The sequence below is a fragment of the Streptomyces sp. NPDC002884 genome, assembly GCF_040295245.1.
GTDB lineage: Bacteria > Actinomycetota > Actinomycetes > Streptomycetales > Streptomycetaceae > Streptomyces.
Window position 1 is genome coordinate 253400 of record NZ_JBEOVB010000005.1, and the last position, 15546, is coordinate 268945.

Annotated in this window: 12 protein-coding genes and 1 pseudogene; 6 read left to right on the forward strand and 7 right to left on the reverse strand. The window is 69.2% G+C overall.

Annotated features, from left to right (window positions below):
* The first annotated feature begins 27 nt into the window (after nucleotides 1-27).
* Together ABT070_RS13475 and ABT070_RS13480 are read left to right on the forward strand one after the other, a co-directional pair.
* Nucleotides 28-561, forward strand: coding sequence for a hypothetical protein (locus ABT070_RS13475; RefSeq protein ID WP_351759005.1), 534 nt, complete (start codon nucleotides 28-30; stop codon nucleotides 559-561).
* Between the two features lie 119 nt (nucleotides 562-680).
* Complete coding sequence (locus tag ABT070_RS13480) at nucleotides 681-2009, forward strand: jacalin-like lectin (RefSeq protein ID WP_351759008.1); 1329 nt, start codon at nucleotides 681-683, stop codon at nucleotides 2007-2009.
* Nucleotides 2010-2099: 90 nt separating this feature from the next.
* On the opposite strand, the gene ABT070_RS13485 is transcribed toward ABT070_RS13480, so the two are convergent.
* Nucleotides 2100-2807: a CatB-related O-acetyltransferase gene (locus tag ABT070_RS13485; protein ID WP_351759011.1), complete on the reverse strand. Its 708-nt coding sequence runs from the start codon at nucleotides 2805-2807 to the stop codon at nucleotides 2100-2102.
* A gap of 442 nt (nucleotides 2808-3249) precedes the next feature.
* On the opposite strand from ABT070_RS13485, the gene ABT070_RS13490 reads away from it, so the two are divergent.
* Entirely contained in the window at nucleotides 3250-3855 is a 606-nt protein-coding gene (locus ABT070_RS13490; RefSeq protein WP_351759014.1) for a TetR/AcrR family transcriptional regulator, read from the forward strand.
* A gap of 5 nt (nucleotides 3856-3860) precedes the next feature.
* Here the strand turns inward: ABT070_RS13490 and ABT070_RS13495 are convergent, their stop codons facing one another.
* Both ABT070_RS13495 and ABT070_RS13500 read right to left on the reverse strand, forming a co-directional pair.
* Complete coding sequence (locus ABT070_RS13495) at nucleotides 3861-4670, reverse strand: isocitrate lyase/PEP mutase family protein (RefSeq protein ID WP_351759017.1); 810 nt, start codon at nucleotides 4668-4670, stop codon at nucleotides 3861-3863.
* 190 nt (nucleotides 4671-4860) lie between these two features.
* Nucleotides 4861-5232 carry a VOC family protein gene (locus ABT070_RS13500; RefSeq protein ID WP_351759020.1) on the reverse strand — a complete coding sequence of 124 codons (372 nt, stop codon included), beginning with the start codon at nucleotides 5230-5232 and terminating at the stop codon, nucleotides 4861-4863.
* A 202-nt stretch (nucleotides 5233-5434) separates the two neighbouring features.
* Between ABT070_RS13500 and ABT070_RS13505 the strand changes: the two genes are divergently transcribed.
* Complete coding sequence (locus ABT070_RS13505; protein WP_351759023.1) at nucleotides 5435-6820, forward strand: hypothetical protein; 1386 nt, start codon at nucleotides 5435-5437, stop codon at nucleotides 6818-6820.
* Here ABT070_RS13505 and ABT070_RS13510 read toward each other — a convergent pair.
* The gene (locus ABT070_RS13510; protein ID WP_351759026.1) at nucleotides 6765-8516 is read right to left on the reverse strand and encodes a DUF2264 domain-containing protein; all 1752 of its coding nucleotides are present in this window, start codon (nucleotides 8514-8516) and stop codon (nucleotides 6765-6767) included. The genes ABT070_RS13505 and ABT070_RS13510 overlap by 56 nt on opposite strands.
* Before the next feature lie 90 nt (nucleotides 8517-8606).
* Complete coding sequence (locus ABT070_RS13515; RefSeq protein ID WP_351759029.1) at nucleotides 8607-9653, reverse strand: rhamnogalacturonan acetylesterase; 1047 nt, start codon at nucleotides 9651-9653, stop codon at nucleotides 8607-8609.
* 191 nt (nucleotides 9654-9844) lie between these two features.
* On the opposite strand from ABT070_RS13515, the gene ABT070_RS13520 reads away from it, so the two are divergent.
* Complete coding sequence (locus ABT070_RS13520; RefSeq protein ID WP_351759031.1) at nucleotides 9845-11527, forward strand: rhamnogalacturonan lyase B N-terminal domain-containing protein; 1683 nt, start codon at nucleotides 9845-9847, stop codon at nucleotides 11525-11527.
* A gap of 6 nt (nucleotides 11528-11533) precedes the next feature.
* Here the strand turns inward: ABT070_RS13520 and ABT070_RS13525 are convergent, their stop codons facing one another.
* Together ABT070_RS13525 and ABT070_RS13530 are read right to left on the reverse strand one after the other, a co-directional pair.
* Nucleotides 11534-12943, reverse strand: a complete 1410-nt coding sequence (locus ABT070_RS13525) for an RICIN domain-containing protein (RefSeq protein WP_351759034.1) — start codon at nucleotides 12941-12943, stop codon at nucleotides 11534-11536.
* Nucleotide 12944: 1 nt separating this feature from the next.
* Nucleotides 12945-13055, reverse strand: a pseudogene (locus tag ABT070_RS13530) (alpha-N-arabinofuranosidase); the annotation flags it as partial.
* Nucleotides 13056-13267: 212 nt separating this feature from the next.
* Here ABT070_RS13530 and ABT070_RS13535 point away from each other — a divergent pair.
* Nucleotides 13268-15475, forward strand: coding sequence for an autotransporter (locus ABT070_RS13535; protein WP_351759036.1), 2208 nt, complete (start codon nucleotides 13268-13270; stop codon nucleotides 15473-15475).
* Nucleotides 15476-15546 lie beyond the last annotated feature (71 nt).

Here is a 15546-nt window from a genome sequence, read left to right on the forward strand (position 1 = left end):
AGGCGGCGCCTGATACACGATGACCTCATGTACGACTCCTTCGGCACACCCAGTGCCCGCATGGTCGAGCCCGGTGAGTACCCGGTGTGGGACGAGGCGCTGGCCCTCGTCAACCACGACCTGAGCGCCCTGCTGCCGGACCGGGGCCCGCTGCGTCTGGTGGCGCTGCCCGCCTGGCCGGAAGAGTCGTCCGACGACGAGATCGCGGCCGAGCACGTGTACGTCGCCCTGCCCGACGGCCGCTGGCACGGCAACGACCTGTCCCCGGAGGCGGGCACCGGGCCCGGCATCGCGTCGGCCGCTGTCGCCGAGGCGGCGCAGGACACGGTGCTCGAATGCCTGTGGCAGGTGTGGCCCGTCTGCACCGAGCACCGGCTCGGGATGCACCCGGGGCAGGAGAACGGGCTGGCGGTGTGGAGGTGCGCGGGCGGAAACGACGAGCGGGAGCCGGGACACGTACAGGCGCCGGTCGGAAAGCTGGAGGAGTCGTACCGGCCGCGGGGAGAGCGCCGCAAGCAACGCAAACAGAACAAGCGGAGCAAGCGGAACCAGGAACGGTAAGCGTTTTCTCCTCCGCACTCACTGTTTCCTCAACAGCCCTTGTGCGTCACTCCGGACGGCCCCAATCTGAGCTTTGTTCAGCTCCTCCGCCGCTCTTCCCCCACCGGAGACACCCTCACATGAGACGACTCATCGGCACCCTGGCGGCCGGCGTCCTGGCCCTGACCGGCCTCACCGCGACCGCCGCAGCCCCCGCCCAGGCGGCCGCCGCCGCCACGTCCGGCACCTTCAACGTCCTGACGTACAACGTCGCGGGCCTGCCCGAGGGCCTCAGCTCCGGCCACCCGGCGACCAACACCCCGCTGATCTCACCCCGGTTGGCGGCGTACGACATCGTCAACGTCCAGGAGGACTTCAACTACCACGCGGCGCTCTACGCGGGCGACAACCATCCCTACCGCACCGCGACCAGCGGCGGGGCAGGCATAGGCGACGGCCTCAACACCCTCTCGGACTACGCCTTCGACGACTTCGAGAGGGTGCGCTGGAACAACTGCACCGGGACCAACTGCCTGACGCCCAAGGGCTTCACGCTGTCCCGGGTCCGGTTGGCCGAAGGCGTCTTCCTGGACCTGTACAACGTGCACACCAACGCGGACGACTCGGACGACGCACTGGCCGCCCGCCGCGCCAACATCGAGCAGCTGTCGGACTTCATCCAGGCGAACTCGTCCGGCAACGCGGTGCTCGTGATGGGTGACACCAACACGCGCTACACCCGCGCCGGAGACAACATCCGTACCCTCGCCGACGAGAACGGTCTCACGGACGCGTGGGTGCAGCGGGTGAAGGGCGGCACACGGCCCACCCAGGGCACGGACGCGCTGCTGTGCCCGACGACCGCGCCGACCAACGACTGCGAGGTCGTGGACAAGGTCTTCTACCGGGGCAGCAAACTCCTGACCCTGAACGCAACCCGTTACAACAACGAGTGGGCGTCGTTCCTGGACTCCGCCGGCGGCAACCTGTCGGACCACTTCCCGCACACGGTCGACTTCTCGTACACCCTCAACTCCACCTTGCGGGCCAGTGACTTCTTCGGCGGCCCGCACGGTACCGCGTTCAACGACGCGGACGACCTGCCGGCCACCCCGGCCCCGCGCACGCTGACCCTGCGGGGCGGCGCCCGCCTCGACGCGGTGACGCTGACCCACGACGGCGGCACGACGGTCACCCATGGGGGCACGGGCGGCACGGCGACGTCACTGACGCTGGCGACGGGCGAACACCTCACCTCGGTGAAGCTGACCCAGGGCCAGAAGGACGGCCGTACAAGGATCTTCTCGGCGGCGTTCACGACCGACAGGAGCCGCACACTGACCTCCGGCACGGCGACGACCGACGCCACCACCTTCACGGCCCCGTCCGGCTGGCAGATCGTCGGGTTCACGGGCCGCGCGGCCGACGAGGTGGACAAGCTGGGCGTGCTGTACGCGCCGATCGGCTGATCCTCGTCCTCGCCCTCGCCCGCGTCCGCGAGGACGCCCCCGCCGGTCCCTGCGGCAGAAGGCAGAACTTCCGCCCAGGTGCCCGGCGGGCTAGGCAGGCCCGCGCGGGAAGTCGTCCGGGGAACCGGTTTCCGAGACAACCGTGCGCGGGGCTGCGGCGGAACCCGGCGCGGCGGCCTCGAGGTCGTCGACGCTGCCGGACATGATCGTCCGCACGTGGTCGGTGATGTGCTCGGAGGGCCAGTCCCACCAGGCGACAGCCAGCAGCCGGGCGACGTCCGTTTCGCTGTAACGGGTGCGGAGCAGACGGGCCGGGTTGCCGCCGACGATCCCGTAGTCGGGCACGTCGGCGGTGACCACGGACCCGGCCCCGACGATCGCGCCGTGCCCGATCCGGACGCCCGGCATCACCGTCGCGCCGTATCCGAACCAGACGTCGTTGCCGACCACGGTGTCCCCCCGGTTCGGCAGGCCGGTGAGCAGGTCGAAGTGGTCGGACCAGGAACCGCCCATGGTGGGAAAGGGGAAGGTGGAGGGGCCGTCCATCCGATGGTTGGCGCCGTTCATGAGGAACCGCACCCCGGTTCCCAGCGCGCAGAACCTGCCGATGACCAGCTTCTCCGGACCGTAGTGGTACAGCACGTTGCGCGTCTCGAACGCGGTGGCGTCCTCGGGATCGTCGTAGTACGTGTACTCGCCGACTTCGATCAGCGGGGACTTCACCAGCGGCCTGAGCAGCACGACCCGCGGCTGCTCGGGCATGGGATGCAGGACGGTGGGGTCGGCGGGCACAGGCATGCGATGCGTCCTCGTGAGGTTCGGGGGCCGACGACTCGGGTCTGAGGGGAGGGACTGGGCCTCAGTCTTGAGGCTGAACCACGGGGTCCGGGGCTGGGGCTGGGTCCGGGGCTGGACGTCGGGCGTCGGGGCAGGGCGTCGGGGGCAGGGTGCCGCTCATGATCGCAGCCCGTGTCGTATCGGCGCCCGCCATTTCTCGGCCGGGCAGAGGTGCGTCGAGTTGCCGGAGCGAGCGCCCGCGCCGAGCGGGACAGGCGGGACAGGTGGGACAGGTGGGACAGGCGGGACAGGCGGGACAGGCAGAGTGTTCCAGGGCCCCGGGCTCGGCCCCTCGGTGGAGTCTCCACCCCTCGTCCGCCGGCCGCCGGCCGCCGTCCGACCTGCGAAACCCTTAGGATCCTGCCTGATACCTCCAGGTCCGAGCGCACACAAGGCGGTCCCCATGCCACGAGTCGGCCTGACCACCGACCGCCTCGTCGAAGCCGCCGCGGAGCTGGCCGACGAAGTCGGTTTCGACAAGGTCAGCATTTCGGCGCTGGCCCGTCGGTTCGGAGTCAAGGACGCGAGCTTGTACTCGCACGTCAGAAACCTCCGGGAACTGCGGACAAGGCTCGCACTGCTGGTCGGCGGCGAGATGATCGACCGGATCGCCGTGGCCGTCGTGGGACTCGCCGGAAAAGAGGCGCTGGTCGCCTTCGCCGGGACGTATCGGGAGTACGCCCTCCGGCACCCGGGCCGGTACGCCGCCACCCAGATCCGGATCGACCAGGACCTCGACCGAGAACTGGCCGCCGCGTCCCCCGCTCCGCGCCGGACCGCCGAGATCACCTACGGAATGCTCCGCGCCTACGGCCTCGAGGAACCCGACCTCACCGACGCCGTCCGCCTGCTGCGCAGCACCTTCCACGGATACTGCACGCTGGAGGCGGCCGGCGGCTTCGGTGCGCCCCGGGACGTGCAGCGGTCGTGGGACAAGGCGATCGATGCCCTGCACACGGCCCTGACCCACTGGCCACGGGAGGCCGACGCCGGCGACGCCGTCAGCTGACGCCGTCAGGCGTGGTCCGCTGTGTCAGCGCCCATTTCCTGCAGGTCCTCGTACGTCGGCGTACGACCACCCGGCTCTCGTCCCTCACGGATCTCGTCCAGCGCGTCGAGCGCCGCACCCATGGCTCGCCGGTAGAGGAACGAGCCGAGGCTGATCCGGCTCACCCCGAGGTCGCCGAGTCGGGGAACCGTGGGGCCGGTCGGCGAGTAGAGGATGTTGAGGGGTACGTCCAGTCGGGCGACGAGTGCCGCGATCTCGCGCGCATCGGTCAGACCCGGGACGAAGACCCCGTCCGCGCCCGCCTGTTGATAGGCATCGAGGCGGGACAGCGTTTCGGCTCCGCTGCGTGCGTCGCGCTCGCCAGGTTCGCCGAGCCAGTAGGTGTCGGTACGCGCGTTGACGAAAAGGCCGGGCGCGGCAGCCTTGACTGCGGCGATCTTCGCGGCATGCCGGTCGACCGGCCCCAGGGCATCCTCCAGGTTGATACCGACCGCACCCACCGCCGCAAGCTGACGGGCGAACTCGCCCACTTCGTCGGGATCATCACTGAATCCGCTTTCCGCGTCGACAGACAGGAGAAACGGTTGCGAACCCAGAATCAGCGCGAGCCGTAGGGTTTCGTCGCGCGTGGCGGACGCACCGTCCGGCAGCCCCACCGCCGCCGCCACCGCCAGGCTCGTCGTGCCGATCGCTCGGAAACCCTTTCCCGCCATGGCCGTCGCGCTGGCATGGTCCCAGGCGTTGGGCAGGAGGAAAGGGGTCTCGGCGTGGTGGAGGTCGGCGAAGGGTTTCGAGGTCGCCCTGGATGCACGCATGCGATCCACGCTAGGGGCACGTCCTTTCGGCCTCCGCCGAACCGTCCCCGCTGATCGGTTTCCGCCGGACTGTTTCCGGCAAGCTTCCCGGCGAACTGTTTCCGCCGGATTTTCCTTCCACACCGGTCCCCGGCTGGAGGCTGGACCGGTGGCTGCCGGCGCGCCCGTTTCCTGCCCTGTTACCGCCGCCTCAGCCCGCGGCCCGCTCTCCGGCGCTGCGCTCGACGCAGAACTCGTTCCCCTCCGGGTCCGCGAGGACCGCCCACCCCGTGCCGTCGGCCCTTCGGCGGTCGTCGAAGAGTGTGGCGCCGAGGGCGAGCAGACGCTCGACCTCCTCGTCGCGGGTACGGTCCTGCGGCTGGAGGTCGAAATGGATGCGGTTCTTCCGGCCCTTGGCCTCCGGGACGGTGACGAAGAGCATGCCCGCGCCCTCGATCAACGCCTCCTCGTCGCCCGGCTTGTCGTCGTCGTGGAGAGGCTGGCCGAGCACCTCGGACCAGAAGGTGCCGAGGGCGTAGGCATCGGAGCTGTCGATCGTCACATGACGGATGGCAGAAGTCATACGAGGATTCTTGTGCACTGCGCTCACGCGGGGCAACGGAGAATCTTCCCTCCACCTGCACGCACCCTCTGAGGGGCACGGACCGAGCCACGCCCACCCGGCCGGCCCGGTTCCAGTTCACCGAGGCCACGTCCGCCACAACAGTTCCCTCCGTGTCCACCCGTCACGGCAACCTTCCCCCGCCCGGCGGCAACCACTGGCCATGACATCTGCACGACGCACGACGCGCCACCGCCGTATGCGCGCGGCCCGCAAGCCCGCGATCGGCGCCCTCGCTGCTGCCGGGGTGCTCGCCGGCGCCTGGTGGGGCACCGCCGGGGCCGCGACGACCTCCCCGAACCTCACCCCCACCACCACCGCCGTGACGCTCGCCGCCAAGTTCCCCTATCTGTCGGCCGGTTACAACAACACCCGGGAGTGGACGCGGACGACGACGGCGGTGGCCCCGAACGGCACGCTCCGTGTCGCCTGGCCCGCGGCGGACGGTGTCCACGTGACCCCGCTCACCGCCGCCGGAAAGCGCTCGGGCGCCGACACGGTCGTCAAGGGCGCCAAGGAGGTCGGAGGCCTGATCGCGCACAACGACGGCTTCGCTCTGCTCACTCGGGTCGCCGACACGAACAAGTGGAAGGAGACGGCGGCCGCGATCGTCCGCTACACGAGCGGCAAGCGGACGTTCCTCACGAAACTCACCGGAACCGCTTCCCACGACACCGCGCCGCTGCTCGACGGGCAACTCACCTGGAACGGAACGAAGTACGGCGCCTACTTCGTCGTGCACGGAGCGGGCGGCTTCGCCGACGGGCACTACGGGGACAAGATGGCGTACCTCAGCGCCAAGGGAGCGAAGCTCACCGGGGGCTGGAGCTGGGGTTGCAGTCACAACGAGGGCATCGCCCTGCACGCCGAGACCTCCGGCGCCTTCACCTCCCTGTGCTTCGACGACTGGCGCTCGGGGCTGTTCGTCTCGACCGGGATCGGCGCTCCGGACACCGCCCCCGTGGTGCAGCGCGAACAGTGCTGGGCCGGGTACTGCGGCGGTACCTTCCCCGGCCGCACCGGCGACCTCGTGAAGTCGTCCACCGGCCGTTACGCAACCGCCTTCGCCTCGCGCGGCGCCGCCTCGGCCAAGAAGAACCCGGACGACGCCAGCGGTCGCGGCTGGACGGTGAAACCGCGGACGAGCACCCACCAGGTCGCGCTGGCGTTCCTGAAGAACCGCAACTCCGGTCCGGGCAAGGCCGTCTACCTCACGAGCGCCGCCGGCACGGAGAACGTCAACGTCCATGTCGCCCCGTACGGCAAGGACCGCCTCCTCGTCTCCTGGGAATCCCTCAAGGGCGCCAAGTGCGCGAGCGGTACCTGCACCGGCACGTTCACGGGCACCCACCTGCGTCTCGTCGACTGGAACGGCAAGTTCCAGAGCCCGGACAAGGTGGTGAGCATCCGCATCACCGGTGACCTCGCGGTCCTCAAGGACGGGACGCTGACCTGGGCGTACGCGCCCGTGACGCCGACCTACGCAAAGCCGCTCAGCGGGGCGTCACCGACCACGACGACGTTGCGGATCGCTCGCCTGAAGCCGTGAAGCGGAAGTGGCGTTCCGAGCCCGTCGGCCGGCGGACGCTCAGGTCGTACGCGCTATGAGCGGTGTCGGCATCCACCCTCTGCACCTCCACGGACACAAGGTCCCGGAGGGGCAGGGGGTCCGGCTCGGCGGTGAGGCGGGCCAGTGCGACGAAGAGCGTCGCCGGGCCCTCTCCCAGCACACCCGACAGAGGGCCCGTGCCCGCCAGCCCGTGCACGGGCGCCAGCTCCGCCCGCTCGTCCCCGCCCTCCACCGGTGCCCAGCCCGTGATGCGCACGTCCGTTCCCGGCTCCGCGCCGGCCACCAGGTGGGCCCGCACCTCCACCGCCCCCTCGGCCACCACCAGGCTGGTGACTTCGGCCCCGGAGCTCAGCACGTATCGGGAGGCCGCCCAGTCCTCTCCCACTCCGAGCGGGACGATGCCCTCGCGACGCGGGTCGCCGCCGACCATGACGACGTTGTCCGGTGGCGCCTCGTGCGGCCGCGTGACCGTGGAGTACGCGAACCTCGTGTAGTACGGGTCGTAGCGGACGTCCTCACTGCCGTGGTTGTGCAGGCGAACCAGCCCGTCCGAACTCGTCGACTGAAGAAGCCAGTTGGGAGCAGCGATGGGGGTAACCGCGTTCCCCCGTTCCACCGGCCCCGCCTCCTCGGTCGCCGTCCACACCTCGTGTTCCGGTGGAATCAGCAGACCGAGGAAACCCTTGCTCGCCCAGTAGGGGGAGGCGGGCCCCGAGTAGCCCTGGAGGACCGACTCGTCGGGGCCGTGCCAGCCGAGGGTCAGCAAGCCGTGCTCGTCGACCGCGTCGCGTTCCAGGAAGTACTTCAAAGTTCCCGAGGCCAGGCGGCGGGTCTCGCCGGGGAGAAGCGGAGTGTGGCCGGTCAGGGCGCCGAGCCACAGGGGGGCGGTGGTGGCGAAGCGGTAGGTGAGGGAACGGCCCTGGTGCAGAGGGGCGCCGTCGCCTCCGAACAGGCGTGCGTAGTCGTCGAGATGGGTCCTGAGCCGGTCGCCGTAGCGGGTGAGCAGTTCGGGGTCGTCGGCGAGCCAGGCGTGCAGGACCGGGTAGAGGTGCATCGCCCAGCCGTTGTAGTAGTCGAAGGCGCGGCCGGCCCCGTCGCTGTACCAGCCGTCGGCGACGTACCACTGTTCGATGCGCTCCAACCCGCGGTCGATCGCCTTGCGAGAGGCCTCCGGCTCATGGCCGACGGACTCCAGGAAACCGCCTACCGTCACCGGGAACAGCTCCCAGTTGCAGGGCCATGCCTCGGCGGTCAGTGCGTCCCCGAGCCAGGCCGCGGCGCGCTGTCGGACGCTGTCGTCGAGACGGTCCCAGAGCAGCGGACGGGTCAGCCGCAGCGCCAGGGCGATCGACGCGGCCTCGACGAGGGGCTGACCGCGGTCCTCGATGCGGGGCCAGACGCCGCGGACACCGGCCGCGAGACCGCTTGCGTAACGCTCCAGCGCCGTCTCGTCACGACGGAAGGCCGCCAGCAGCAGCGTGCGAGCGTACCCTTCCAGACCGTCGGAGAGGCGGCCCGACCAGCTTTCTCGGTCACCGGGAAAGTGGTAGAGAGCGCGATCCTCGGTGGCGTACGGCTCCACCGCGGCGAGCAGCGCGTCGGCGGCCGCCTCCCAGTGGGCGCGGGTGTAACCGGTGCGGGGGCTGCGGACGGGGTCGGGCGAGGGCAGGCGCATCTGTTGTTTCTCTCCTTCGCGGCCGGAGCAAAGCCTGGTGATGCCAGTACCTGGGGGCGTCCCGGTTCCGGTCGGGGCGCCCCCAGGCGTTCATCCCACCCGCACGGTGCCCCTCGGCACCAGATGCTGGGCGACGAGTTCGTCGCGGACCAGGCCCGCGTAGACCGTTGCTCCGCGCACGGAGGTGTGCGTGTTGTCGCGCTTCTCGTTGTAGAGGTAGAGCGCCTTGGAGCCCTCGACGCCCAGGGACTCCACCAGCGCCTTGGTCCTGGCGGTGAGGTCGATCAGCGGAACCTCCCGCGCGGCGGCGACCGAGCGGATCACTGCCGGGTGGTCGACGCCAAGGCCGTTGACCAGCAGGGCCGTTCCGTTATTCAGGGTGCCGTCGGCGTTGAACCAGCGGCGCACGATGGGGGTCACCAGGACCGGTCGGCCGCCCTTCTCCCGCACTCCCGCCACCAGTGTCTCGAGGTTCGCCCGGTAGGTCGCCTCGTCGGTCGTCTTGTCGTTGTGCGCGAGTTGGACCAGGACGAGATCGCCTGGGCGGATCAGCGGCTGAACCGTGGCCCAGAGCAGCGGGTTCCCCAGATAGGTGACCGTACTCTCCCCGGAATCGGCGTAGTTGGCGACCGAGACTCCCTTGCGCAGGTACTGCGGCAGCTGTTGGCCCCACCCGGTGTACGGGTCCGCCGACTGGTCGCAGACAGTGGAGTCACCGACGAGGAAGATCTGCCGTACGTGCCGGGCCGGGGTGACCCTGATGCCGGCCAAGGCCGGCGCGGTGCCGCCGACCGCAAGATCCAGACCTGCGGTTCCGGCCGCTCCCGTCGGCTCGCCCTCAGGGGTCCGGACGTCCACCGTGAAACTGCGGACAACACGTCCACCGGCGGGAACGCCGGTCTCGGGGAGCAGGGCGCGCCGGGTCTCCCCACTGATGCCGGTGCTCGACTCGGCGTCCCCGCCGAGGACGACCCGGACGTCGTAGGTGCCGGGCGGGACATCGAAGTGGCAAGCGGTTGCGGTGCAGTTGTCGATGCCGAGGGGCGCGCGACCGCTGTGCGCCTGAGCGGCGGGAACCGCCGTCAGACCGGCGGTCAGGGTCAGCGCCGCCAGGACGGCGATGTTGAAACGTCTCACTTGCGGCTCCTCCGTCACGGCAACAGGGTCTGGCGGCTGGACCGTACCGCCTCCGGCAAGCGCTTTCTAGACCTGATACCGATTTCACAAGATTGCCAACCTCCAGCCAGCGAAAGCCCTTTCGCGAAATCGATTCAACTGTCACTCTCTCAGGCACCCGCACCCCCACACCTCCCGAAGGAGGCACCCCCATGTCCGGATCCGATGGCCACCGGCCGATCCGACGCCGCACCTTCGTCCTCGGCAGCGCGGCGACGGCAGGCTCGGCCGCCCTGGCCGGCCCACTCGCCGCACCGGCCGCCGCAGCAGCCTTCGGCTACACCGACGACGGCTCGAACTACGTCGTCGACACCGGCGCCAACCTGGTCTTCAAGGTCAGCAAATCCACCGGCGACCTCACCTCGCTGGCCTACCGGGGAACCGAGTACCAGGGCTACGGCGGCATGAACTCGCACATCGAGTCTGGCCTCGGCAGTTCCACCGTGACGATCGCGCAGTCCGGCTCGACGATCCTGATCTCGGTCACGCACGGCACGCTCAAGCACTACTACGCGGCCCGAAGCGGCGAGAACAACGTCTACCTGTGGACCAACAAGGCCGACACATCCGTTTCGGCAACCCGTTACATCGTGCGCGTCAAGGCGGGCCTCTTCCTCAACGACGAGCCCGACTCGTACACGTACACGACCAGCACCATCGAGGCTTCCGACGTCTTCGCGAAGTCCGACGGCCAGACCCGCTCCAAGCACTACTCCAAGCTGCGCGTCATCGACTACAACTACCTCGGCTGGACGACCGGCAGCGTCGGTCTCTGGATCGTGCGCAGCAACCACGAGAAGGCGTCGGGCGGCCCCTTCTACCGCTCCCTCCTGCGCCACCAGAGCGCCGACGGCGGCGGCCTGTACGAGATCCTCTACTACGGCCAGAACCAGACCGAGGAGCAGCGCTTCGGCCTCCAGGGCCCCTACGTCATCGCCTTCACCGACGGCGGCGCACCTTCCTCGTCCCTGTTCCCGGGGACCCTGGCCACCTCATGGGCGGACTCGCTCGGCATCTCCGGCTACGTCGCGGCCGGCGGCCGGGGCCGGGTCGCGGGGGTCGGCATCACCGGACGCAACACCGCGTACCCGTACACGGTCGGACTGGCCAACTCGGCTGCGCAGTACTGGGGTTCGGCGCGTTCGTCCGACGGCTACTTCTCGATCGCCGGGGTGCTTCCGGGGACGTACACACTGACCGTCCACAAGAGCGAACTGGCTGTCTACAGTACGCAGGTGACCGTATCCGCAGGCGGGACGACCACCCTCAACTCCCTCGCGATCCCGACGTCGAACGACCCGGGCAACGCGAGCGCGATCTGGCGGATCAACGACTGGACCGGTACGCCGGCCGGCTTCAAGAACGCCGACCTGATGACGTACGCGCACCCGTCGGACGTCCGGGCCGCCGCCTGGACCGGCAACGTGGTGGTCGGCAGCGGCAGCGAGACCTCGGCCTTCCCCTGCTACATCTGGAAGGACGTCAACAGCGGCCTGCTCGTGTACTTCAAGCTGACCGCGGCCCAGGCCGCCGCCGCGCACACCCTGCGCATCGGTGTCACGACGGCCTACGCCAACGGCCGGCCCCAGGTCGTCGTGAACGACACCTGGACCTCGGCCATCCCCTCCCCGCCCACCCAGCCGAGCACCCGGTCCCTGACCAACGGGTCGTACCGGGGCAACAACTACACGTTCACCTACAGCGTGCCGGCGAGCGCGTGGCTCACGGACACCAGCCAGTACAACGTGCTGAAGATCAACGTGGTGAGCGGTTCGGGGACGACCTCCTACCTCAGCGCGGGCACGTCGATCGACGCGATCGACCTGCTCGCCTGACGCGGGTCAGGTGCCGCGCGTCCACTGCTGGTTGGTTCCTCCGTTGCACGTGTAGGTGATGAGCGCGGCGGAGTTGGCGGTGGACGCGCCGTTCACGTCCAGGCACTCGCCGCTCGCGCGGGACTTGACGTTGACGTAGCTGCCCGAAGTCGTCAGCGACCACTGCTGACCTGTGGCCGTCGTGCAGTTCTCTTGGCTGACCGTGCTCTCGTTCTCCTGCACACACAGAGAACTGTTTCTGACGACCAACTGGTAGTAACCGCTTCCGACGGACTTGAACCAGTACTTCTGGTTGTTACCGGCGTTGCAGTCGTACTGCTTGATCTGGGCACCTGCCCAGAGCGACTGACTCGTGACATCCGCGCACTTGCCGCTGTGCCGGGCGATGAGCGTGTTGTACGTAGCACTCGTTCCGGTAATCGTTCCATCGGCCGCGTCGACGGTGACCTCGGGGGACCAGGACATCGACAGCGAGGTGGTGGTGGGGAAGGTCAGCGGCAACCAGACGTAGCGCGAGTCGTTGACCGTCCCGCCGAAGGAGTTGCCCCAGCGGTCACCCAGGTAGAGGTACGAGGTCCCGGAAGTGCCCTGGACAGGCAGTACGTACGCGGTCTGCGAGCCGTACGCCGTCGAGTCGCCGACGTTCGTCATGGCCGACCAGGGGCCGGCGAGTGAGGTCGCGGTAGCGTACTGCTGCTGGTTGGCACTCCAACCCGTCGCGCCGGAGGTGAGCATGAAGTAGACGCCACCCCGCTTGAACAGCGCCGGCGCCTCGCGGTGACCGCCGTGCCAGGGGTCGGCGACCAGGCTTGCGATACCGGTGTAGTCGGCGGTGAGCCGGTAGATCTGGAGGTCGTAGTTCTCGCGTGCGGCCGAGACCATGTATCCGGCGCCGTCACCGTCCACGAAGACCGTGATGTCGCGGGACATGTGCTGGTCGAGCGGACGGAAACTGCCCTGCCAGGTGTAGTTTCCGTCGACGGTGTCCGACACGGCGACGGCGGCTCGGGCCTCGCTGTAGTCGGTGCCGTTCTCCTTGTGCATCCACATCACGAATTTGCCGGTGGACGCGTTGTACATGACCTTCGGGCGCTCGATGTTGGCGGCGGCCAACTCGGAGTCGCTCGACTGGGTCAGGACGTGGTTACGGAACTCCCAGTTCTTCAGATCGGTGGAACGGTAGGCGTCCACGTACCGGAAGGTGTTGTCGGAGTTGCGGTTCTCACCGAACCAGTAGTAGTAGGAGCCGACTTTGAGAACGCCGCCGCCATGGGCGTGTACAGGACTGCCGGAACTGTCGTTGAACTGAGTGCCGTTGACGATCGTCACAGGTGCCGCCTGGGCGGGTCCCGCGGTCGCGAGGGCGCCGATCAGCACAAGACAGAGGGCGAGCAGGGTCGTGTACGCACGTCTCATCTCACGCACTCTCCTTCACGGTGTCGGCGAGGGGGACGCCGAAGTAGGGGGTGCCGTCCGGGTGCGGGTCGAAGGCCTGGATCCGGGTGTGGCGGCTGGGGTCGTTCAGAGGAGCGTTCGGAACTGCGAACAACATGTGGAATGACGAACGCCGAAAAGGTATGGGTGTGTTACGGGCAGGTCAACGGGTCGGACGGGACTTGATGGAAAGCCCTTTCCGGAGTTTTCCGGCGGGAAGGGGGTTTTCTGGGTGCGGCGCGGTCTCCGACGGCGCTCGGGGAGCAAGTTTCTGTTATCGGTGTCGCGCTGAGGCGTCTCCGATGCGTGCGCAGCCCTCTCCACACCTCAGCAGCGGTCGTCGGCGCCCTCGCGGCCGTCGCCGTCCTCGCCACCGCTCCCCCGGCCGTGGCCGCCGACTCCCGGGACGTCACGGCCGATGTCCTCGCGAACCGGGACGTGACGCTCGCCGGCGACACGGTGGTCACCGTGGCCTCCGGGACAACAACCTACGACGGCGTTTTCCGCGGCCAGGGAACGCTTACCGTGCGCGGCGGCGGAACCCTGGTCCTGAGCAAGGACAGCGATTTCACGTTGCCCACGGCACGCCGGCGGCAGGTGGTGCGCACGCAGGGCGGAAACCATCCCTACACCACGGTCGGCAACCCCGACCCGCCCGCGATCACCGTGGAGCGCGGGTCGACCCTCCAGTACGGCACCGGCGGAGGCACAGGGCTGATCGGGCACTTCCCCTACGACACTCCCGGCTACCGGCTCAACCAGCTCAACGTCCGCGTCGACGGCACTCTCCGGCTCTCACTGACGCGCACCTACAACATCGGCACGATCAGCGGCTCCGGCCTCGTCACCCAGCCCCGCAGCATGTGGGGCACCCTCGACCTGGCGGGCACCCACCCCTTCTCCGGGGTCATCGACAACGGCACCGGGATGGCGGTCGGCCGCCCCGAGTACCCGGTGTCGCTGCCCAACGCCCGGGCGATCCTCAACCAGGGCTCCTGGATCATCGACACCCCGCTGCACCAGACGATCACGCTGCGGCAGGACTTCTACCAGCGGGAGTACGGCAGCGACGTCAACGTCCACTCGCGGCCCGGCAGCAGGGTCGTCCTCACCGGGCAGTACAGCTACAGCGACCAGGGCGGCGACACCGATCCCTCGCTCAGCGACCCGGACATCAACTGGCGTCCGGTCGCGCACCAGTTGAACAAGCGCGGCACCAACATCGAGGGCGCCGACGTGCAGTGGGGAGACGGCACCACGCACAGGATCTTCATGCCGGGAACAAAGGACACCGTTTACATCAACCTGCACGAGGCCGGCGGACGGCGGTCCCTGCTGACGTTCGACTACAACGGGCCGGTCACCTTGGGTGCGCCGATCGGCGGCGGCAAGTACCACGACACCCTGGCCGTGCCCGGCGCCGGTGACATCGTCATCGCCGGGACCAAGGGCAACGACGTCACCTTCGCGGCCGCGCAGTACTACGACGGTTCGACGACCGTGCAAGAGGGTTCGGTTCTGCGACTCGGGTCGGCACAGGGAGACGGCTCCCTGCTCACCGGTACCGACCGGCGCCGGATCGTGAACAACGGCACCCTCGTCGTGCATAACACGAAGACCACGATCTCCCTTTCCCGGCTCGGCGGCAGCGGCTCGCTCGTCCAGTCCGGAGCCGCGACGACGACCCTTACGGGCACCGCGGTGACGTACACCGGGACGACAACGGTCAGACAGGGAACCCTGGCGCTCAAGGACGGGGCGAATCTCGCCAACAGCAGGGCGGTCCGACTGACGTCGGCGGGAGCGCGGCTGGACCCCGGCGGCTCGGCACTGCGGGTGACGAGTTCACTCAGCGGCAAGGGCACCGTGAACGGTGCCGTGACGAACGAGGGTGTGGTCACGGGCGGGCTGACCGTGACCGGCGCCTACACGCAGAACGACAAGGGGCAACTGGTCCTGACGGACACGCCCCTGAAGGTGGGCGGCAAGGTCACCCTGGGCGGCGGACTCGACCTGTCCGCGGCAGGAACGGCCACCGCGAAGACCGGGGCCGGTACCGCTTACGGAAAATCCTCCGCCCCTGCGGGAAGCGGTACCGGTACCGCTTCCCGCAAGGATTCCTCCGCGGCCGTCGACACGCCGGCCCACGAGATCACCGTCCTGGACCACACCGGCGACACCCCCACGACCGGCACCTTCGACACCCTGCGCGAGGGAGCCGAGGTGAAGCTCGCCGACACCGTTTACCGGATCAGTTACAAGGGCGGGGACGGCAACGACGTGGTCCTCACGGCGACAGCCGTGAGCCCCTCGGCCGGCACGCACGGACAGGCCTCGTCGGGGCCGGCGGCAGCCGAGACACGCAGCACGAGCGCGGCCGAGAGCGGCGCGTTCGGCTGGTGGCCGTACGTCCTGGCAGCGGGATTGCTCGGCGGGCTGCTGGTCCCTGCGACCAAGCGCACGCGGGGCGGGGCGCGGGGCAGTGGTGGACGGCACTCCGCGCACGGACGCTGAGCCGTCGCGTGTCACCGGGCGGGGATGAAGTGACGCGAGGGCCAGGGCCACCCGTCTCCGTCCCCTGCCCT